The organism is Comamonas sp. F1-6 (assembly GCF_039581415.1).
Lineage (GTDB): Bacteria > Pseudomonadota > Gammaproteobacteria > Burkholderiales > Burkholderiaceae_C > Comamonas > Comamonas thiooxydans.
This window is the reverse complement of sequence record NZ_JBCPWN010000014.1, coordinates 44511-64531: the sequence shown is the minus strand read 5'-3', so window position 1 is coordinate 64531 and position 20021 is coordinate 44511. Positions and strand designations below refer to the sequence as shown.

The following is a 20021-nucleotide window of genomic DNA, read 5'->3' as shown; positions in this document are numbered from 1 at the left end:
TTAATCTACAAATATGGGTTGGGCAAACTTCAGGCATCGGAAAAGCCTGGCCTGATAGCAGACATGCAAGCTCAGGACTGGCTGCCGTCTTCAATCTCATTCAGGAGTTATTTCATGAGCCATATTCCTTCCTTCGGCGTCGGTACCTTCCGCCTCTCCGGTCAGACCGTGATCGATTCCGTGCGCAATGCACTCGATGTGGGTTACCGCGCTGTCGACACGGCTCAGATCTATGGCAACGAAGCCGAAGTCGGTCAGGCGATTGCCGAGAGCGGCGTGGCACGTGGCGATCTGTTCGTCACGACCAAGATCTGGACCGATAACTACAGCCGCGCCAAGCTGATCCCCAGCCTGCAAGACAGCCTGAAGAAGCTGCGTACCGACTATGTGGACCTGACCCTGATCCACTGGCCCGCACCCGGCAACGGCGTGGAGCTGTCCGAGTACATGGAGGCGCTGGCCGAGGCCAAGGCCAAGGGCCTGACCCGCCAGATCGGTATCTCCAACTTCAACATCGAACTGACCAAGCAGGCCATCGCCGCTGTGGGTAGGGACCAGATCGCCACCAACCAGATCGAGCTGAGCCCCTATCTGCAAGGCTGGAAGTTGACGAGCTTCCTCAAGGAGCAGGGCATTCAGGTCACTTCGTACATGACACTGGCCTACGGCAAGGTGCTCAAGGACCCGGTGCTGGCGCAGATCGCGGCCAAGCACAGCGCCACGGTGGCGCAGGTGGCCCTGGCCTGGGCGCTGCAGCTGGGCTATGCGGTGATTCCGTCGTCCACCAAGCGCGAGAACCTGGCCAGCAACCTGCTGGCGCGCGACCTCAAGCTGGATGCCGAAGACATGGCGCTGATCGCTGCGCTGGAGCGAAATGGGCGAGAAGTCAGCCCTGATGGCCTGGCTCCTGTGTGGGACTGATACTGGTGCCGTATTAGGCCCTTAACCGGGCCGCTTGGGCTGCCAATCCTGCCGGAGCGAGCAGGCCAGAGTATTCTGGCGACGTTTGCGTTTTCTCTTGAGCCAGCGTTCTAGCTTTTTCGCTTGATCCGGTGCGGAGATCAGGCGCAGGTTCTGGCGTAGCAGGCTTTCGCTGGCGGCAAGATCATTCAGTTCCCCGAGAGGTTGCTGGATTTTCTTGAGGCGTTTGAGCAGACGGTGATGATCTTTGGGCAGCAGAGGTCCGAACAGCTCCAGCAGATAACGAGTTTTCTTGCCAGCTTTTCTGACATCGTGAAATGCTTCGATATCTGGCTTGTTCGCTGTTATCGCCCGCTTGATGCGTTGGTGCAACTGCCGTCTGGACTTTGCGATCCGTGCTTCGGCAAGTGCTCCCAATCGCAGCTGGCGAGGCTTGGCGCGCAAGCTTGCCTCTGTTTGTGTCAGAGTTTTCAGCAGGCATGTCTGTATATGCGGAGGCGACAGGATTTCTCTGCCAGCCTGCAAGGCTGCCTCGCGAGCGACGTATATTGCGGCAATGCCGGCTGCACTGCATTTGTCATGATGGCTTAGCAGCTCGATCAGAATGTCGTAATCGCGGGCCTTGCCTGCTGCGCCGGCAATCGATTTCAGGCAGCCGCGCTGCCGTGCATATTCCTCGGCGCTCATCAGGGGGCGGTAGAGCCACCATAGTGTCAGCAGGTTGCGCAGCGCAACGCGCAATTGATGAATCCCCTCGGCAGCGGGCTCTCGGGCTATGTGCCGGGCCTGTTCGACTGCCGAGTCTACAAGCGGGGATGCGATAGCAGAAAACGCCACTGCGGCGTCTGGTTTGCCTTTGCCCATACGAACTCCCGGGGCAGTTTTCATGAGGCTGAGACAAGCTTGCGACTAGCAAAGCGATGCTCCGGTCCGCATTGCTCTCGGCGCTGTTTGTCACAGTGTGCCATGTTCCGTGCCCTATGTCCGTGGGCAGCTTCTGAATCGCGGCGGGAGCGTTCAGGCCGGTGACTGGCTTGGGCAGTGATGAGTCTGAAGGCCGGGCTTGGCTGCTACAGGTTGGCAACGAACACGGGCAGGCTCAAGGCTGCTTCTGGACCAGGGCCGTTCGGCCCAGTCTTGCCCCAGTCTGCATTGAGCCAGTCTTTCTTGACGATATGTTCTGCGATGGCGGCGAGCTCTGCAGAGGGGTCAATGGCGCAGCCGAAAGGCAGCCGGCCATGTGTGCTGGAGACAAGACTGAAGCGTAGCTGCCTCGTCTGTGCGTCATGCCAGCAATAGAAAAGCATGGATGAATTTCCGCTCAATTTCTCTCGCCTGGCTGTCATGACCTGGTTGATGAAATCGACAAGAGCTGCAGCACTAAGGACCAGGGACTAGTCATCGCACGGAGAAAAGCACCACAGATTGGACGATGCCTCGTGGTTGATGTCGGCGGCATCGATGACGACCTCGTCATCGCGCGCCATGGACAGCCATCTGCCTAAAGCCGGCGAATCCTTCACCGGGTTTCGTGAATGTCGAGCCGCACCGGTCAATGGAGCTTTCTGTAGTGGTGCTTGTTTCGACGCAGCGGTTGATGAGCGCATCCTCGAGAAGCGGGTAGCCAGTCATTGTGATGAGAGCTAAGCTTGCGGCCTCTACCTCAGGAGTCTCGCATGCCACAGACCATTCGACTGCACCGTGTGATCAAAGCTCCGCCCGAACGCGTCTATCGGGCCTTCACGACCCCAGAAGCCATGGTTAAGTGGCTGCCGCCCCATGGTTTCGCGGCGCAGGTGCATGAATTTGACGCCCGTGTGGGCGGCCGCTATCGCATGAGCTTCATCAATTTTTCCGCCAACAGTCAAAACAGCTTTGGCGGCGAGTTTCTGGAGCTGGTGCCGGGCCAGCGCATACGCCATACCGACCGCTTCGAGGACCCGAATCTGCCGGGTGAAATGATCACCACCGTGAACTTGAAAGCCGTGTTTTGCGGCACCGAGCTGCATGTGGTGCAGGAGGGTGTTCCCGACGTGATTCCCGAGCAGGCCTGCTATCTGGGCTGGCAGGAGTCGCTGCAGCTGCTTGCCCTCCTGGTGGAGCCGAGCATCCCTGACGGAGCGTGAAAACGACGCAGAGCGCGACATTGACGGCCGGAGGTCAATGCATGGCGTGATCCATGCGTCGGCGTTCCAAGAGAGGAGCAGAAACAAAAAAGCCCGCTTTGCAGCGGGCTGTCTTGCTTGCAAGCTCTGGTTTTGCTTGCGATGTTTGGTAGGCGCGATTGGACTCGAACCAACGACCCCCACCATGTCAAGGTGGTGCTCTAACCAGCTGAGCTACGCGCCTGTCGTCGATGGGATGAATTCTAGCAGCGGAAAAATGGTGGTTTGGGCAAAGTCGCGACTTTTTTGCGCCTGAGGCTGAATTTTTTCAAATCCGGCAAGCGGCTCAAGGCTTGGCGGGGCGCTGCTGATTCGCTACTAAACTTTGATGTGTTTTCCAACCATTGAATCGGCAACCCCATGACAAAAGCACAAGCAGGCATTCTGGCGTCTCTTCCTGAACAGGGGCGCTATGTTTTCTTTACCCTGGCCGGTGCAGGTGCAGATTTGCAGAATAGTCTGAAGAAATTGCAGACCAGTGTTGACGGTCAGCAGGTAGTGGCGGGTCTGGGCCTGCAGGTGCTGCAGCAGCTGGACAAGAAACTGCCGCTGATGCGCGAGTTCCCGCACCTCAAGGGCCCGCAGTTCGAAGCACCCAGCACACCTTATGCGCTGTGCCTGTGGCTGCGCGGCGATCAACGCGGTGAGTTGATCGCTCTGACGGCCAAGCTGACCAACTTGCTGGCGCCGGTCTTCAAGCTTGATCACATCGTGGATGCCTTTGTGCACCAGCGTTCGAACAACGGTCACGGCCGTGATCTGACCGGTTATGAAGACGGCACCGAGAACCCCGAGGACGATGAGGCCGTGGCAGCCGGCATTGCGGCAGAGCAGGGGCCAGGAATGGACGGCTGCAGCTACTGGGCCTTGCAGCAGTGGGAACATGACTACTCGGCCTTTGGCGGCATGAGCACCACGGAGCAGGACCATGCCGTGGGTCGTCGCCGCAGCGACAACGAGGAGCTGGACGATGCCCCTGAATCGGCCCATGTCAAGCGCACGGCGCAGGAGAGCTTTGAGCCGGAAGCCTTTGTGGTGCGACGCTCCATGCCCTGGTGGAGTGTCAGCCCGCAGGGCAGTGATCGCAGCGGCTTGATGTTCTCCGCCCTTGGCTGCAGCTTTGACGCTTTCGAGGCTCAGATGCGCCGCATGCTGGGCATGGATGACGGCATCAGCGATGGACTGTTCCGCTTTTCCAGGCCGCTGACGGGCTGCTATTTCTGGTGCCCGCCGGTTTCTGGCGGCAAGCTGGATCTGACGGTGCTGGGTCTCCAGGCCTGAGAAATGGCATGGGTGCAAAGAAAAACGGGCCATCTGGCCCGTTTTTTCATGTGCTGCCCATTCCCCGAGGGGCTCCTAGTTGGCCTTGCCTGCGCTGGCCGAGGTCTGGGTGGCAAACGTGATCTGCGACAGTCCCGCGTGGCGGGCCGCTTCCATGACGGTCACCACCGACTGGTGCGGGGAGTTGGCATCTGCACTGATGATGATCACGCTGTCATTGCCCGCCGTTGCCGCACCGGACAGGGCGGCGGCAACAGAGGAGACGCTGCGGTCATCCACGCCTTGCTTGTTGACGGAGTAGCGGCCATCAGCGGAGACGCCGACGATGATTTCCTTGGGGCGATCGCGTTGCTGCTCGGTGTCGGCCACGGGCAAGGTCAGCTGCAGCTCGGTGAACTTGCTGTAAGTGGTGGAGAGCATCAAAAAGATCAGCACCACCAGCAGCACGTCGATGAAGGCAATCAGATTGATCTCGGGCTCATCGCGGTGACGAGGACGGAAGTTCATGATGGATGCGTTCCGCTTCTTACTTGGCAGGCTTGAGGCGACCCAGATGGCGCACGAACTGCTCGGACGCCAGTTCCATGCCCAGCAGATAGCCGTCCACACGGCCGCGGAAATAGCGCCAGAAGATCAGCGACGGAATGGCCACCATCAGGCCGAATGCCGTGTTGTAGAGCGCAATCGAGATGCCATGGGCGAGCTGGGCGGGGTTGCCGGCGCCGGAGCTGGCTCCGGGCTGGGAGCCGAAAATCTCGATCATGCCGATCACCGTGCCCAACAGGCCCAGCAGCGGCGCGGCCGAGGCAATGGTGGCCAGGGCGCTCAAATACTTTTCCAGCTTGTGAGCGGCGGCGCGGCCCGCGCCCTCCATGGCCGAGCGCAGCTCTTCCTCGCTGCTTTCGGGATGTGCCTGGCGGGTACGCAGACCAGTTGCCAGAACCTCACCCAATACCGAGCTTTGGGCCAGTTGCTGGGTGGTTTCAGCGCTGGGCAGGTGCTTGGTGGAGACCGAAATCGCTTCATTGAGCAGATTGGTCGGCGCGACCTTGCTGGCTTTCAGCGAGGCAAAGCGCTCAAAAATCAGGGCCAGGGCCAAAATCGAGCAGGCAATCAAAGGCCAGATAGGCCATCCTGCGGCTTGTATGATCGACAGCAACGTTGCTCTCCCTCGTCGTTCAGAAATTGCAGCCAACGATTATGACCCACTGCCGTGCCGCTGCGACCCGTTTTTACAGGCCTCGTACGGCAGGCTTGAGCCAGCGCAGCAAGATCGTGCGGCAGCGCTTGAAGCGCACGGAGCTTGGAGCGGTAGAGCAGGCACAAAGTGCTTGCGATTCTTTGCGAATGCTTTCGCGTATATCACAGAAATCTGTGGATAACTTTGTGATCTAGTTGCTATGCCGGTCGGTTATCTGCTTCGCTTTAAAGGCTTGTTACGAGTTTGACACCTGTGTAAAGCCTTATAAGTTGTTTTAAATCAATAAGATGGATGATGTTCTTCATGTGTTGTTTAGGATTTTTCTGGCTTTGTCGCCGACAGGGCTGGACGCCGACATCTGTGGAGAATCCGGCCCGCGTAAGACCTCGCTGACACCGCATGAATTCAATGTTTGAACGTCCAAACTCAGCAGCCACGCCGCATGTGTGGGAAGTTGGCGCGCTATGCCACGCCATTGGCGATGCCTTGCAGGCGCGCTTCAATCCGGTGGCCGTGCGCGGCGAGCTCAGTGGCTTTTCGCGCGCTGCCAGCGGGCATTGCTATTTCAACCTCAAGGACGCGAGCGGGCAGATTCGCTGCGCCATGTTCCGTCGTGCGGCCGAGCAGGTCGGTTTCTCGCCACGTGATGGCGAGCTGGTCGAAGTCAGAGGGCGTCTAGGCGTCTACGAGCAGCGTGGCGATCTGCAACTGGTGGTGGAGAGCATGCAGCGAGCCGGACAGGGGGCCTTGTTCGAGCAGTTTCTGCGCCTCAAGGCCCGGCTGGAGTCCGAGGGACTGTTCGACCCTGCGCGCAAGAGGCCGCTGCCGCCTTTGCCGCGCGGTATTGGCCTGGTCACTTCCCTGGGGGCGGCAGCCTTGCACGATGTGGTGACGGCGTTGCGCCGCCGCGTGCCGCATATCCCAGTGGTAATTGTTCCTGCCCTGGTACAGGGGGCCCAGGCACCGCAGTCGCTTGTGCAGGCGCTATCAAAACTGTATCGCCTGGCGCAAGAGGGAAATGAGGCAAGCGGCGATTTTCGTGTTGAATCTGCACGGCAGCCGGTGATAGACACCATCTTGCTGGTGCGCGGTGGCGGCTCGCTGGAAGACCTGTGGGCCTTTAACGACGAACAACTGGCGCGCACCATTGTGCAAAGCCCGGTGCCGCTGATCAGCGGCGTGGGTCACGAAACCGACTTCACCATTGCCGACTTTTGCGCCGACCTGCGCGCGCCCACGCCCACGGCTGCGGCCGAGTTGGCCGCCCAGCCGCGCGAGGTCTGGCTGGGTGCGCTGGCTCTGGCCCAGGACCGTATGGACAACGCGGTGCAGCGTGTGCTGGACCGCCAGGCCCAGCGCCTGGATATCGCTGCACAGCGTTTGGGGCGGCCCAGCGAGCAGTTGGCGCGCAACCAGCTGCAGCTCAGCCGTCAGGCCCAGCGCCTGCGCCACTCCATGCTATTGAAGTTGCAGCGGATTGCGCAGAACCAGCAAGCGCTACAGGTCAATTTCCCCAATATCTTCCAGCGCAATCTGGAGCAGCAAAAGCAAGCGCTTGATCGTATCGACCTGCGCTTGCAACTGCTGGATCCGCGCCTGGTGCTGCAGCGCGGCTATGCCTTGCTGACGGATGAGCAGGGAAGGGCTGTGACCCAGGTCAGGCAGGCCGTTCCGGGAGCGGCGTTGAAGGCTCAGTTGTCGGACGGGGCGGTGGATGTGGTGGTCACTCAGCCGCGCCTGCTTTGATGCTCGCCAGCCACAAGCTGGCTGCAAAACACCTGCACGCTAACCGGGTTCTTCATCAGAACTCTTTTGCAATCGGCGCAGGCAATGCAACAGGGGCCAGTGTTCATGCGCTGTAAGCCGTGAGCGCATGCTTTTGGCTGCGTGCGCAATAGTCCTGATGAGTGGCGCGCAGCCACTCAGTTCTTTCTACAATGGTTCGGTTAGTGCAATACTTGACGTCTGTAGTACAGCAATGTGCCGGCCGGCACAGCGGTCACCGCTCAGGCGCCTTGGCACTGGACGGCCCCCAAAAATTTCAACCACGAGGAAAACCATCATGGAACGCACTCTGCCCCCCCTGCCATACGCTATCGATGCACTGGCTCCGTTCGGTTACAGCCAGGAAACCCTGGAATTCCACCATGGCAAGCACCATAACGCCTATGTGGTGAACCTGAACAACCTGCAAAAGGGCACCGAATTCGAAAACATGGATCTGGAAGAAGTCGTCAAGAAGTCTTCCGGCGGCATCTACAACAACGCTGCCCAGATCTGGAACCACACTTTCTTCTGGAACTGCATGACCCCCAACGGCGGAGCAGAACCTACAGGCGCTCTGGCTGATGCCATCAACAAGAAGTGGGGCTCTTACGCCGAGTTCAAGAAGGCTTTCGTGGCTTCCGCTGTCGGCAACTTCGGTTCCGGCTGGACCTGGCTGGTGAAGAAGGCCGACGGTTCCGTGGACATCGTCAACATGGGCGCTGCCGGTACCCCCCTGACCACCGCCGACAAGGCGCTGCTGACCGTGGACGTGTGGGAACACGCTTACTACATCGACTACCGCAACCTGCGTCCCAAGTTTGTCGAAACCTTCCTGGAAAAGCTGGTGAACTGGAAGTTCGCCGAAGCCAACTTCGCTGCCTGATCACGGCAATGCGGCATCAGGTCTGCGGCTGCACGGTTCGGACCTGATCGTTGGCAAAAACCTCCGCAAGGAGGTTTTTTTATGCCTGTCTGCTAAGAATGAGGAGCTTTAGGTCTCCAGTTTTGATGGGAAAAGCGCAGGCGGCTATGTTTTTGATGACCTATTGATGCATGGGAGAGACTGGCATGGAGGAGCGTGAAGGCCTGGACGGTCAGGCGGTTTCCGGGTTGATGGAGGCAGGCGCTCGCATGCCCGTGTACTTTCTCTGCCATGGCGCCGGCCCCTGGCCCTGGGTGCCCGAGATGTACAACTGGCATTCGCAGATGGCAGAGGGCTTGCGCAATATTCCGCGCCAACTGGCGCGCAGGCCCAGGGCCGTGTTGCTGATCTCCGCCCATTGGGAGGAGCCGGTTTTCACCGTGCAGAGTGCCGCCCATCCTGGCATGCTGTATGACTATGGCGGCTTTCCGCCGCAAACCTATAACCTGCATTACCGTGCGCCCGGCTCGTCTGAGCTGGCAGGCAGGGTGCAGCAGTTGCTGGCGCAGGCTGGAGAGGACGTGCGGGCTGACGACCAGCGCGGCTACGACCATGGCATGTTTGTGCCCATGGCTGTGATCTATCCGCAGGCCGATGTGCCCGTGCTTCAGCTCAGCCTGCGCAGCAATCTGAATGCTGCAGAACACCTGGCCGTGGGCCGTGCGCTGGCCCCGTTACGTGATGAGGGCGCTCTCATCATTGGCAGCGGCTCCAGCTATCACAATATGCGTAGCTTCGGCCCCGTGGGGCGGGCGCCTTCCAAGCTGTTTGACGATTGGTTGGCCGAGACGCTGATGCAGATGGCACCTGCCGCGCGCAGCCGACGGCTGGCCGATTGGGATCGGGCCCCCGGCGCGCGTATGGCCCATCCGCGGGAGGAACATCTGCTGCCGCTGATGGTGGTGGTGGGGGCGGCCGAGCAGGACCTGGCCCGCCGCGTTTACTTTGAAGAGGCCTTCATGGACTCGGCCACGCTGTCCAGTTACTGCTTTCAGGCCGGGGCGTAGCTCAGAGCTCCGCTCATTCCTGCTCGTCCAGTGGTCCATTCAAAAATTCTTCTCTGTCATCGTCAATCGAGTCGGCGGACGCTTGAAGATAGGCTGAGAAGCTGGGGGCAATCCAGCAGATCTGGTCGGGGTCGTGCACATAGGCAATGATCTGGCCGCGCTGTCCTTCAGGACCGGGATGATGATCGGCCATTAGCACGATGTCGCCATAGAAGCTGGCAAACGGCTGCCAGCCGGCGTGCCACCAGCGCCCGCTCAGGCGAGGGTCCTGGGACGCGGGGCCGGCCAGATCCCACATGCGCTGGGCCCGCTTTTCCATGCGGAGTGCCTGGGCCATGGCCTGCGGCGGCGTGAGAAGGTCCAGTGCATCCACAAAGCCTGGCCGCTGAAACAGGGGCTGGGTGCTGTCGGTGCTGCTGCCCGCAGTCAGGTGCCAGAATGCGGCAAGATCGGTATCCAGAGGCCCCAGCACGGCGGCCAAAGCGGCCAGATCCTGTTCGCTGGCCGGCGGCAAGGGGTGAAAGCGTAGCTGGAATGCAGCATACACAGCCTGCAAATGCGCAAGATATTGGTCAGGTGTCATGGTGGCAGGCGTAGTAGTCCGAGGTAAGTGAATTGGACAGCGAGGTCGGACTGGCCGCGGTTGTTGGGGAATGACTGCTTGGGTACAAAGTGCGGCTCTTTGGATTTCCAGTGTAGTAAATCCGCGGTCTTTGCTTCATGCCAGCACTCCTTGCGCCAGAGGCAGTCATTGTGTTGCATTGTCCAGTTGAATCCACAGACGATAGTGATCAGCATAGCGCCACTGGCGTACTTACTTTTTTGCGTGGTGCGCATTTGAAGCGCTTCTTGTGTGCTTGGAATTCAGTCTGAGGCCGGAAGCAATAAGGTCGGCAGTTGCTTTTGGTTTCGACCTTTGAATATCATTTAAAGCAAATAGATGCCTGACGATTATAAGTTTGAAAAAATGCAAGCTCGTATGAAGTTGGCAGTGAGAATGTATTGAGCTATGAATGTGCGAAGCTCGGGGAAAAGGAGCGAGCCTTGCAACCGTGGGATTATTTCTCGCTATAGGTTAATTGGTTGTCGGCTGAATTTATTGAATTTGTTGGCATGAAATTTCAGGCCTATCTATGAGATTTATGAGTATTTTTTTGTTGGTAGATGCGTGATTTCATGTAATTGGCTATCCCGAGAAGGATGATTTATTCCGTAATTGGCATTTTGTGAAATCCTCGGCCCATTGCTGGAAATCGCTGGAAGGCATAGGTTTAGCGATGTAGTAGCCTTGTGCAATATCACAGCCAAGATCCTTGAGAAGATCCCAGTGCTCTTTGGTCTCCACACCTTCGGCAACTGTCTTCCGTCCAAGATCATGTATGAGATCAATGGTGGAGCGCACAATCGTGGCAGAATCCCGATCGCGATGCATTGCAGAAACGAATGATTGGTCGATCTTGATGTAGTCTACTGGTAGTTTTTGTAGATAGCTCAATGAGGAGTACCCTGTTCCAAAATCGTCCACATAAAGAGGAATCCCAGCATCGCTCATCTCACTCAGTGCTCGTAGAGCATATTCAGCATGCTCCATTACGGTGCTTTCCGTAATCTCGATTTCCAATAGTCCGGTTGACACAGAGCGCTCTGAATGCCATTGGCGATATTTGGCGAAAAGCTGCTCATCTCTGAAGTTTCGCGCGGAGAGATTGATTGCTATAGGAACAGCACAACCTTTTGCCTGCCAGCTCTGCAGCAGATCAAGGGCTGCGACAATGACCCATTCCGTCAAAGGCTTGATCAGGCCTGTTTGCTCAGCCAGGTCGATAAACAATCCGGGAGGAATTAGGCCTTTAAGCGGATGCATCCAGCGTACCAAGGCCTCTGCTCCACAGATTTGCCCGGAGGAAAAATCAACTTTTGGCTGTAAAAATAGTCGCAGCTGGTTGCCTGCAATGGCTCGCCGAAGTTCCCCTGCCATGGTCAAGCGTCCCGCTTGATTTTTCTGATGCGACGGGTCGAATACGCACTGGCTCAATCCGCGGGCCTTGGCTTGATGGGTGGCCTTTCCCATTTGACGCAATAGTTCATCGGCAGTTGTGCCGTGTTCGGGAAACAAAGCTATGCCAGCTCTTGCGCTGACATCCAATTCAATATCTGCGATCGGGAAAGGGCGGGAGATGGTTTTTTCCAATTCTTCGGCCAAGGCTACGGCGGAACCTCTATCCAGAGTGGGTGCTAATACTGCGAATTCGTCTCCGCGTAAACGCGCAATATGTGCAGAATCAGGAATGCTTTGCCTTAGGCGCTCTCCGAAGTCTCTAAGAATCTGGTCCCCATTAGAGAAACCTAGCACCTCGTTGATTTCTCGAAGGCGTTCAATATTGAATTGCAAAGCCGCGATTGGTTCTGGATGTGAAGAGCTTTCTTCAATTTTCGCAGTCAGAACTTCCCTGAATTCAATCGAATTGGGTAGTCCAGTCAAGGGATCATGGCGCAGCATATGATTCATCTCTGCTTGTACACGTAGTTGCTCTGAGCGTGTACGCAGAATGGAAATGCCAAAGGCTAGATCGTCCGCTGACTCGGTCAGCAATGCGATTTCATCTTCGCCGAACGCGTCTGGTTCGGTGTCATAAATGGATAGTGCACCAATGACTTCGCCCTCAACTAATAAAGGGCAAGATACACCTGATTTAAGTTCACCAAGCTTGTCGCTCCATCGAACATGGTTGGAATCTACGCGCATGTCTCGGACAAATTGAACCTTGCCGCTGCGAATTGCGCTAGATGTCAGGCTTTGGCCTAGCTCCGTATCGGCTGCTATGAGTCCTAGGCTGCGAAGTGCTTCTATACCGCCTGGATAATTGCACTCGGCCATCGGACGTAGTTGTTGATCTGGCTCGTTACCCGAATACCAGACGGCAGCCATGCCATAGCCTCCTGCAGCCACGATGGCTCTGCACATGTTTTCAAGCAGACTCTGTTCTTCGCTGGCACGTAGCATGGTGCGATTACCGGCGCTCAAGGTTCGCAGTCCGCGGCCAATATGCTCTAACTCATGCACTCGTTGTTCAAGTTCCCCATTGAGCGTCTGGATACGTTCTTCATAGTGCTTGCGCTCAGTAATATCGGTGCCCAATACGTAATAGCCAGCAACCGTTCCATCGGCTTGGTGTTTGGGAACATACTGAATAGTCTGCCAAACTCCTGGAAAGGGCTGCCAATCATATGTTTGCGGCTCTCCTGCGAGGACCTTGCCGATCAAGTCATTGGCAACAACATAGCGTTCCTCTCCGAGGATTTTTCTTACCGACTCACCCGTGATGTCTTCGCGGTCAGGTGCAAAGCACTCCCGGTACTGAGTGTTGACGTACTCGTAGTGCTGTTGTGCATTAACGTAGGCAATCAGCGCCGGAACGGCGCTGATGACGTTGTGCAAATGGCTTTGAATCTCATGCCATTGCAAAGTGCGTTGGTGCACGTCAGCTTCAAGTGACGCGTTTTGCTCGCGGATGATCCGTTGTGCCTTTCGCTCCAAAGTAACGTCCCGAAAGACTAGTACAGCACCTCGTAGTTGGCCTTTGGAATCGCGGATGGGGGCGGCGCTATCAGAGATTGGACGTTCGGTGCCATCTCTGGCAATGATTGAGGTGTAGTCGGCAAGTACCTGCACTTCCCCGGTGGCTAACACCGTTGCTACAGGAATATGAGCAGGTTCGCGGGTCTGCTCATGAATGATATTGAATACTTCCTCGATAGAACGGCCTTGAGCCTCATTAATACTCCAGCCTGTGAGCTGTTCGGCCACTGAATTCATGCGAGTGACTCGCCCTTCAGTGTCTGTTGCGAGTACTGCATCGCCGATCGAGTGCAAGGTAGTCACAAGGCTTTCTTCATTGTCAGCCAGAGCACGCTGACTCGCTTCTGTTTCGCGCAATTGACGTCTTATCAGAAGATAGGAGGAACCCAACAGCAAGATAAGTGCCACAGCGACCAATGCTCCAGCCATCACCAGCTTATGACGCGCTTGCTTGTGCTCGGCCTCTTCCAGAGCGAGTCGCAGGCGCGCCTCGGTATCCATCTCGCTCAGCAATTCATAGGTGCGCAAACGCGTGGATGCAAGCGTAGTTGCGGCAGCAAATGCATTTGCTGCCTTCTGACCCTGGGTATTGCGCAATTTTTCAATTTGGCGTGCAGCTGCCATGCGCTGGTCAATGACTTTACGCAGCTCTGTCCAGCGACGTTGTTGATCTGGATTATCGATCGTTAGTTGCCGTATTTTTTCCAGCGAAAGCTCTCGCTCAGCCATCGCTGCATTTCGCTCGGCAATATGCTCGGCATTACCTGTCAGGCGGAAATTTTGAGTGGTTAGTTCAGATTGGAGAGAATAGCCTCTGACGCGATCTATATTGTTGAGCAACTGGTGTGCATGTGTCACCATTTGGGCGGCTTTGGCTGCATCATTTGCGACTTCCCACGTCGACAGTGCCATCGCGATCACTACCAGCGCGGCTGTTCCAAATGCTGTGACAACCTTAGACTCGAAACTAGACCTCCGCACCATAGTACGCGCTCCTACGCTAGATGCAGGCCGCTACAAGCCATTTTCACTTGCCGCGGGCCTAGGCTGACTCACCATCCATGCAAGGGATCCAGACACTCCAGGTAGGAGGAATGTGCAGGGTCCCATCAACATGCAAACTGAGGGATACAAGCTCAAATATACAAACAATATGCGATTTGTTTCATTTGTTGTCATTGGTTCACATTGCCGGGGAGTTGAAATTTGCGAAATTCTGTGTGTCGGTTGCTCTTGACGCGTCTCTTTGCTAGTTCGGCAGAGCAATGTGATATTCAGTAGTCAGCAGATAAATAGCATTCTTTTTCAGCGTTTTTTGATACGATCAAGACGCATTACACAAATGCTGAATTCAATTTGCCGCGCATTTTTACGGTGGAGCCTCTAGAAGAGCTCGCTTTTTTCTTTTGAATTCTTGAGCCATATCAATTTGGAGAACGTTATAAAAACGCCCAGCTTTGAATGAAGACTGAGCAGTTTTCAGGAGTGGTGTTCGACGAGGGTTCGGCACACGAAAGCGAGCGAGGTGGCGAGGCTATCGCCGCATCCGGCTTCCTCCTGAGCGACTTGATCTTCTCGGGCTGGCCAAATGGCTTGAAGTTTCTGGACTTGGGCCGAAAGTCCTGCTTGGACAGGTGAGCAAGTCCCTTGTCGCAGCCCGCTGAATGTGGCTTCGCTCACGGCGTGGCTGTGAACCTATCAGCGGCATATCTGTGAATGACAGGCGACGCTTACATTGAGCAGCTTGCTTGGGCACAGATGGATCGATACGGTACGGCACGGCACATCCGCAGGGAGACTGAAGACACATGGTGTGTCGTTCGAGTAGGGGCAGTACGAGCTGAGGGCTGAAAAGCTCTGGAAAATCAAAGGCAAGGCCGCCATCAGCATCAACGACCGGATTCTGCAATCCGGGGATGCTTCAAGGACTTTGAGATGGAAGCCCGGCGGCGGGAGTGCGCGGTTGGCGGCGATGCGAATCAGCGCGAATGTGGCGAATTGGCGATTTAAAACCGGGCCAAGAGCGAGGAGCCTGCCGAGGCAGTGTTGAAAGAATCGCCAATGGGCGAGCAAGAACGGTCGCTGCGGCAGTCGGGAGAAATAAAAAGTGGCCGCTAGGGCCACTTTCAAATCTCAAACTGAGAACGATCTTGATCTTTGATCCAGTTCGGAGGCTTTCCTCGACCGGACCAAGTCTGGCCTGTGGTTGGGTCACGATATTTTGGAGCCACAGAGCCAGCCTCGCGTTTTTGTTTTTGCTTGGCGGAAGGGAAGACATCATCCTGTGTCAGTCCGAAAGCCTCGATCAAGCCTTTGATTTTTTGCACCGCGTCTGCGACTTCAGTCTTGCGGGCGGCAGCAATCTGCTGCTCAAGAGCCTCGCGTTGTGCCAACAAATCCTTATAAGAATGTGTACTCATCTAAAAGAGGTCCTATGTAAAGTTATGAACCAGCACTAAAGGGATGCACCCATACATGAGATACGTCGTTTATGCAGTTGGTTCACTTTCAATCGAAAGTGACCGCGTACATTGTGTCTTGGTTTGAGGTACGTCAACTCCAAAAGCTCAGGCGCACACAAAAAAATAAGATGAGCTTTAGAGACAAGCAGGTTTAGAGACAAGCAGGTACTGAAGCGTCTCGTACTGCACGACGTCTTATTCAAAGGTATGGAGCGATTGGCTAGGTGTGACCAGAAGCCATCCTATTGAGTGCCCACAAAGCATTCGTTCGGCGCTCGCGGTAAGCCGACTTGAGCCGCTCAGTCAGAAGTGACCCATATGGTTTTGCAGGACTCCTTTTCAGCAGAAACCTACAGGGCAGCTAAAGGCCTGTTCTTGCCAGTGCTCCCGGTTGGAGGTCAACTGGTCAACGCATCCATCCAACGCCCCCATCGTCAACGGAGACTGGTCGATGGGTGATAAAACAACACATTCGAGGACGTGATCGCTTGCCAATTTGTCAGCCTTGGTGCCAAAGCCTGTGCTACTTTGTGCCAAAGGCCGCGCAACGCAACTCTTCAACGCAACTTGCACGGCTGTGATGGCCGCTAAATGGATGCGGCAGTGCGACTTTTTTACATGGCAGAAAACCGGGAAAAAAAGCCTGTTTCCCAATGAAAACGCCTTTTGAAAGTTGAGCTAAATCCTTGAGTCTTGTACAAGACTTAAAAAAATCGGCCCGGTTGCGCGTAGAATTTTGTATTGTGGGAACGCATTGCATCAAGAAAGTGTCGTCCCGCTGTGTCAGGCCCCATTGCGCAAGCCCGGGATGCAGGCCCAAGGCACCTTTCCCCCTTTTTTCACAACCTGAGACAAGAGATGAGTACGCAGCAACCCACCATCATCTACACCTTGACTGACGAGGCTCCCCGCCTGGCTACCAGCGCATTCCTGCCCGTGATCCGTGCTTTCGCAGCACCGGCCGGCATCAATGTGGAGACCAGCGATATCTCGCTGGCAGGCCGCATCTTGGGCGAGTTCCCCGACTTTTTGACCGAAGCCCAACGCGCTCCGAACAACCTGGCTGAACTGGGCAAGCTGACGCTGACGCCTGAAGCCAACATCATCAAGCTGCCCAATATCTCCGCATCCGTGGGCCAGCTGCAAGAAGCGATCAAGGAGTTGCAGGGCAAGGGCTACGCCATCCCCGACTATCCTGAAACCGCCACGACCGATGCCGAAAAGGACATCAAGGCACGCTACAACAAGTGCATCGGCTCTGCCGTGAACCCCGTGCTGCGCGAAGGCAACTCGGATCGCCGCGCGCCTGCAGCGGTCAAGAACTACGCCAAGAAGCACCCCCATTCCATGGGTGAGTGGAAGCAGTGGTCGCAAACTCATGTGTCGCACATGGAAGAGGGCGACTTCTACCACGGCGAAAAGTCCATGACGCTGGACAAGGCCCGCGAAGTGAAGATGGTGCTGGAGACCAAGTCCGGCAACAGCATCGTTCTGAAGGACAAGGTCAAGCTGCAGGCAGCAGAAGTGATCGATTCCATGTTCATGAGCAAGAAGGCCTTGTGCGCCTTCTATGAAAAGGAAATCGAAGACTGCCGCGAGTCGGGCATCCTGTTCTCGCTGCACGTGAAGGCCACCATGATGAAGGTATCCCACCCCATCGTGTTCGGTCACTGCGTGAAGATCTTCTACAAGGAAGCCTTCGAAAAGCACGGCAAGCTGTTTGATCAACTGGGCGTGAACGTGAACAACGGCATGGCCAATCTGTACGAGAAGATTGAGACCCTGCCTGCTTCGCAGCGCGAAGAAATCATCCGTGACCTGCACAAGTGCCAGGAGCACCGTCCGCGTCTGGCCATGGTCGATTCCGCCAAGGGCATCACCAACTTCCATTCGCCCAACGACGTGATCGTGGATGCTTCCATGCCCGCCATGATCCGTGTGGGCGGCAAGATGTGGGCCGCTGACGGCAAGCCTTACGACTGCAAGGCCGTGATGCCTGAGTCCACCTTTGCCCGTATCTACCAGGAAGTGATCAACTTCTGCAAGTGGCACGGCAACTTCGACCCCAAGACCATGGGCACCGTGCCCAACGTGGGTCTGATGGCGCAAAAGGCCGAAGAGTACGGCTCGCACGACAAGACGTTTGAGATCGCCGAAGACGGCGTGGCCAACATCGTGGACATCGCCACCGGCGAAGTGCTGCTGAGCCAGAACGTGGAAGCTGGCGACATCTGGCGCATGTGCCAGGTCAAGGATGCTCCTATCCGTGACTGGGTGAAGCTGGCTGTGACCCGTGCCCGTAACTCCGGCATGCCTGCCGTGTTCTGGCTGGACCCCTATCGTCCGCACGAAGCCGAGCTGATCAAGAAGGTGCAGACCTACTTGAAGGAATATGACACCAACGGCCTGGAAATCCACATCCTCTCGCAAGTGCGCGCCATGCGCTACACGCTGGAGCGCGTGGCCCGCGGTCTGGACACCATCTCGGTGACCGGCAACATTTTGCGTGACTATCTGACCGACCTGTTCCCGATTCTGGAACTGGGCACCTCGGCCAAGATGCTGTCCATCGTGCCTCTGATGGCCGGTGGCGGCATGTACGAAACCGGTGCTGGCGGCTCCGCTCCCAAGCATGTGCAGCAACTGGTGGAAGAAAACCACCTGCGCTGGGACTCGCTGGGTGAATTCCTGGCTCTGGCTGTCTCGTTTGAAGACCTGGGCATCAAGGAGAACAATGCCCGCGCCAAGCTGCTGGCCAAGACTCTGGACGAAGCCACCGGCAAGCTGTTGGACGAAGACAAGTCGCCTTCGCGCCGCACCGGCGAGCTGGACAACCGCGGTTCGCAGTTCTATATCGCTCTGTACTGGGCCCAGGCTCTGGCTGCTCAGACCGAAGATGCAGCACTGGCGGCCAAGTTCGCACCTCTGGCCAAGAGCCTGACCGAGAACGAAGCCAAGATCGTGGCCGAGATGAAGGAAGTGCAAGGCAAGGCTGCCGATATCGGCGGCTACTACATGCCCGACGTGGCCAAGCTGGACGCCGTGATGCGCCCCAGCGCCACCTTCAACGCCGCCATCGCGTCGGTGTAAGCCAGCTTGCCTCGCAGCGCGGGTTGCCCCGCCTGCGTGCAGGCAGTGCTCCATAAAAAGCCGGTGGACCTGAAAAGGTCGCCGGCTTTTTTTGTGTCCGGTCTCAGTAGTTGCTATATAAATAGAAGCTTCCTGTGCCTGATGTATAAGCGCTGTAGCTTGATTTGATCCGAATTTATGAAAGGCGCTCCATGCCGCTGTATCAGTGTCCTTGCTGCGACTATTTCTCGCTGGATGAGCGTGGTGAGTACAGCATCTGCAGCGTCTGCTTCTGGGAAGACAGTGGCTGGGATGTGGACTGCCCGGATGAATACTCCGGCCCCAACCATATGACTCTGCGCGAAGGTCGGCGCAACTTTCAGTACTTTGGGGCCTGCGATTACCGAATGCTCAAGAGCGTGCTCCCACCGGCAGCGCGCAACCGCTATCGGCATGAACCGCGCGCTCTGAGTAAAGTGGCATCAATCCGCGTGGGGCAGTGATTGCCGTGCCTCGTCAACCCAGCGCACAAATCGTATGCCGGGATGCTGGTGCAGCAGCGGATAGCGTTGGCGGTGGTAGCAGTCCCAGTAACTGACGGCCTGCTGCTTGCAGGTAGTCACAAAATCGGGGTTTTCGGCAGCAAAACGCCCGTAGCTGTGTGGCGATAGCCTATGGGTCTGGGCTGTCAGATGCTCGGCAATTTCCAGTACATACTCGCCAGCCGCGCGGACCACAAACGGCCGCACCCAGTCGCAGTCATGCGCCAGCAACTGGCGCAGACAGATTTCGCGCACATGGCCGTTGGCGTGGCGGCTGCCCAGGCACAGGGCCAGTTGATGTGTGGGGCCGCTGCTTTTTTTGAATGCATTGCTGCAGCTCACGTTCGTCATAGTAGACGCGGTAGGGTGCATGCAGCAATTCGCCATTGATCCTTACCGTGAAGCCGGGGTAGGACTCAAGCGCTTGCGATTTTTCCAATCTCCGCAGCAATGCAACGGCGATATCGCTCAGTGCCTGTGGAAACCGCGGCTGGTAGAGCATGAAGGATGCTGATTCTGGCGGTGTTTAGCGATTGAAGGGCGCGCCACCCAGTTTGGTGCCGGCCTTGATGCCGCGCTTGGCAAACCAGCCCTGGTTCATCTCCAGCACATAGCGCACGGGCTTGGCCGAACAGTGGGAGTCCTCGCTCATGGGTTTCATGTCGGCCAGATTGACGATGGTGCCGTCATCGGCCACAAAGGCCGCCGTCAGCGGCAGGATGGTGTTGCGCATCCAGAAGCACTGCACGCCGGGTACTTCGAAGACAAAGAGCATGCCTTCCTGCTGCGGCATCTCCTTGCGGAACATGAGACCGATCTCGCGCTGCTGCGGCGTGATGGCCAGTTGGGTGTCGATGCGGTACATGCCGGCCGTCAGATCGATGCGGCGCAGATTCGTCTGCGGCTGACCTTCGTCGCGGGCCATGGCCGGGTTGCCGAACAGGCCCAGCAGGGCGGTGCAGGCCAGGGCCAGCAGCGGGGCGCGCCAGCCGGATTTGGGGATTGTCTTGGTGGGGAGGTTCTTCATGAGCCTTGCATGCCAAACAGGAAGTCGGAAGTCACAAGCCTATAGCAATCCGCGTGGGTTGCGGTGCAAATCGCTGT

The 20021-nt window shown here is 56.9% G+C and carries 16 protein-coding genes and 1 tRNA gene; 8 read left to right on the top strand and 9 right to left on the bottom strand.

What is annotated here, in order from left to right; genetic code table 11:
- The first annotated feature begins 114 nt into the window (after positions 1–114).
- Entirely contained in the window at positions 115–921 is an 807-nt protein-coding gene (gene dkgB, locus AAIL66_RS15155; RefSeq protein WP_034358278.1) for a 2,5-didehydrogluconate reductase DkgB, read from the top strand.
- Positions 922–942: 21 nt separating this feature from the next.
- On the opposite strand, the gene AAIL66_RS15150 is transcribed toward dkgB, so the two are convergent.
- Positions 943–1785 carry a CHAD domain-containing protein gene (locus tag AAIL66_RS15150; RefSeq protein WP_343497117.1) on the bottom strand — a complete coding sequence of 281 codons (843 nt, stop codon included), beginning with the start codon at positions 1783–1785 and terminating at the stop codon, positions 943–945.
- Positions 1786–2597: 812 nt separating this feature from the next.
- On the opposite strand from AAIL66_RS15150, the gene AAIL66_RS15145 reads away from it, so the two are divergent.
- On the top strand, positions 2598–3047 hold the full coding sequence (locus tag AAIL66_RS15145) for an SRPBCC family protein (RefSeq protein ID WP_034358272.1): 450 nt from the start codon (positions 2598–2600) through the stop codon (positions 3045–3047).
- A gap of 146 nt (positions 3048–3193) precedes the next feature.
- On the opposite strand, the gene AAIL66_RS15140 is transcribed toward AAIL66_RS15145, so the two are convergent.
- A tRNA-Val gene (locus AAIL66_RS15140) sits at positions 3194–3270 on the bottom strand.
- A 176-nt stretch (positions 3271–3446) separates the two neighbouring features.
- Here AAIL66_RS15140 and AAIL66_RS15135 point away from each other — a divergent pair.
- Entirely contained in the window at positions 3447–4367 is a 921-nt protein-coding gene (locus tag AAIL66_RS15135; protein ID WP_343497116.1) for a Dyp-type peroxidase, read from the top strand.
- Positions 4368–4442: 75 nt separating this feature from the next.
- Here the strand turns inward: AAIL66_RS15135 and AAIL66_RS15130 are convergent, their stop codons facing one another.
- Positions 4443–4874, bottom strand: coding sequence for a biopolymer transporter ExbD (locus tag AAIL66_RS15130; RefSeq protein ID WP_045839514.1), 432 nt, complete (start codon positions 4872–4874; stop codon positions 4443–4445).
- 19 nt (positions 4875–4893) lie between these two features.
- Complete coding sequence (locus tag AAIL66_RS15125; protein ID WP_034358265.1) at positions 4894–5526, bottom strand: MotA/TolQ/ExbB proton channel family protein; 633 nt, start codon at positions 5524–5526, stop codon at positions 4894–4896.
- A gap of 450 nt (positions 5527–5976) precedes the next feature.
- On the opposite strand from AAIL66_RS15125, the gene xseA reads away from it, so the two are divergent.
- The 3 genes from xseA to AAIL66_RS15110 all read left to right on the top strand — a co-directional run bounded on the left by xseA (position 5977) and on the right by AAIL66_RS15110 (position 9264).
- Positions 5977–7314 carry an exodeoxyribonuclease VII large subunit gene (gene xseA / locus AAIL66_RS15120; protein WP_156507073.1) on the top strand — a complete coding sequence of 446 codons (1338 nt, stop codon included), beginning with the start codon at positions 5977–5979 and terminating at the stop codon, positions 7312–7314.
- A gap of 316 nt (positions 7315–7630) precedes the next feature.
- Positions 7631–8218: a Fe-Mn family superoxide dismutase gene (locus AAIL66_RS15115; RefSeq protein WP_034358261.1), complete on the top strand. Its 588-nt coding sequence runs from the start codon at positions 7631–7633 to the stop codon at positions 8216–8218.
- A 185-nt stretch (positions 8219–8403) separates the two neighbouring features.
- Positions 8404–9264, top strand: coding sequence for a class III extradiol ring-cleavage dioxygenase (locus AAIL66_RS15110; protein ID WP_343497114.1), 861 nt, complete (start codon positions 8404–8406; stop codon positions 9262–9264).
- 13 nt (positions 9265–9277) lie between these two features.
- Here the strand turns inward: AAIL66_RS15110 and AAIL66_RS15105 are convergent, their stop codons facing one another.
- The 3 genes from AAIL66_RS15105 to AAIL66_RS15095 all read right to left on the bottom strand — a co-directional run bounded on the left by AAIL66_RS15105 (position 9278) and on the right by AAIL66_RS15095 (position 15264).
- Complete coding sequence (locus tag AAIL66_RS15105) at positions 9278–9847, bottom strand: SMI1/KNR4 family protein (protein WP_052057657.1); 570 nt, start codon at positions 9845–9847, stop codon at positions 9278–9280.
- Between the two features lie 603 nt (positions 9848–10450).
- Complete coding sequence (locus tag AAIL66_RS15100) at positions 10451–13828, bottom strand: EAL domain-containing protein (protein WP_343497113.1); 3378 nt, start codon at positions 13826–13828, stop codon at positions 10451–10453.
- Positions 13829–14970: 1142 nt separating this feature from the next.
- A complete protein-coding gene (locus tag AAIL66_RS15095; protein ID WP_080746236.1) occupies positions 14971–15264 on the bottom strand; it encodes an H-NS histone family protein in 294 nt (97 codons plus the stop codon).
- A 900-nt stretch (positions 15265–16164) separates the two neighbouring features.
- Here AAIL66_RS15095 and AAIL66_RS15090 point away from each other — a divergent pair.
- Together AAIL66_RS15090 and AAIL66_RS15085 are read left to right on the top strand one after the other, a co-directional pair.
- Positions 16165–18396 carry an NADP-dependent isocitrate dehydrogenase gene (locus AAIL66_RS15090; RefSeq protein WP_003067431.1) on the top strand — a complete coding sequence of 744 codons (2232 nt, stop codon included), beginning with the start codon at positions 16165–16167 and terminating at the stop codon, positions 18394–18396.
- 191 nt (positions 18397–18587) lie between these two features.
- A complete protein-coding gene (locus AAIL66_RS15085) occupies positions 18588–18878 on the top strand; it encodes a CPCC family cysteine-rich protein (RefSeq protein ID WP_034358251.1) in 291 nt (96 codons plus the stop codon).
- Here the strand turns inward: AAIL66_RS15085 and AAIL66_RS15080 are convergent.
- Together AAIL66_RS15080 and AAIL66_RS15075 are read right to left on the bottom strand one after the other, a co-directional pair.
- A complete protein-coding gene (locus AAIL66_RS15080) occupies positions 18858–19268 on the bottom strand; it encodes a hypothetical protein (protein ID WP_343497112.1) in 411 nt (136 codons plus the stop codon). The two genes, AAIL66_RS15085 and AAIL66_RS15080, sit on opposite strands and share 21 nt — an antisense overlap.
- Before the next feature lie 175 nt (positions 19269–19443).
- Positions 19444–19944, bottom strand: coding sequence for a DUF192 domain-containing protein (locus tag AAIL66_RS15075; RefSeq protein WP_063663111.1), 501 nt, complete (start codon positions 19942–19944; stop codon positions 19444–19446).
- Between the last annotated feature and the right edge of the window lie 77 nt (positions 19945–20021).

Bases quoted from the DNA above. Each gene is read 5' to 3' on its own strand.
- dkgB (WP_034358278.1), top strand. From the start codon at position 115: ATGAGCCATATTCCTTCCTTCGGCGTCGGTACCTTCCGCCTCTCCGGT.
- AAIL66_RS15150 (WP_343497117.1), bottom strand. From the start codon at position 1,785: ATGGGCAAAGGCAAACCAGACGCCGCAGTGGCGTTTTCTGCTATCGCA.
- AAIL66_RS15145 (WP_034358272.1), top strand. From the start codon at position 2,598: ATGCCACAGACCATTCGACTGCACCGTGTGATCAAAGCTCCGCCCGAA.
- AAIL66_RS15135 (WP_343497116.1), top strand. From the start codon at position 3,447: ATGACAAAAGCACAAGCAGGCATTCTGGCGTCTCTTCCTGAACAGGGG.
- AAIL66_RS15130 (WP_045839514.1), bottom strand. From the start codon at position 4,874: ATGAACTTCCGTCCTCGTCACCGCGATGAGCCCGAGATCAATCTGATT.
- xseA (WP_156507073.1), top strand. From the start codon at position 5,977: ATGTTTGAACGTCCAAACTCAGCAGCCACGCCGCATGTGTGGGAAGTT.
- AAIL66_RS15115 (WP_034358261.1), top strand. From the start codon at position 7,631: ATGGAACGCACTCTGCCCCCCCTGCCATACGCTATCGATGCACTGGCT.
- AAIL66_RS15110 (WP_343497114.1), top strand. From the start codon at position 8,404: ATGGAGGAGCGTGAAGGCCTGGACGGTCAGGCGGTTTCCGGGTTGATG.
- AAIL66_RS15105 (WP_052057657.1), bottom strand. From the start codon at position 9,847: ATGACACCTGACCAATATCTTGCGCATTTGCAGGCTGTGTATGCTGCA.
- AAIL66_RS15100 (WP_343497113.1), bottom strand. From the start codon at position 13,828: ATGGTGCGGAGGTCTAGTTTCGAGTCTAAGGTTGTCACAGCATTTGGA.
- AAIL66_RS15095 (WP_080746236.1), bottom strand. From the start codon at position 15,264: ATGAGTACACATTCTTATAAGGATTTGTTGGCACAACGCGAGGCTCTT.
- AAIL66_RS15090 (WP_003067431.1), top strand. From the start codon at position 16,165: ATGAGTACGCAGCAACCCACCATCATCTACACCTTGACTGACGAGGCT.
- AAIL66_RS15085 (WP_034358251.1), top strand. From the start codon at position 18,588: ATGCCGCTGTATCAGTGTCCTTGCTGCGACTATTTCTCGCTGGATGAG.
- AAIL66_RS15080 (WP_343497112.1), bottom strand. From the start codon at position 19,268: ATGACGAACGTGAGCTGCAGCAATGCATTCAAAAAAAGCAGCGGCCCC.
- AAIL66_RS15075 (WP_063663111.1), bottom strand. From the start codon at position 19,944: ATGAAGAACCTCCCCACCAAGACAATCCCCAAATCCGGCTGGCGCGCC.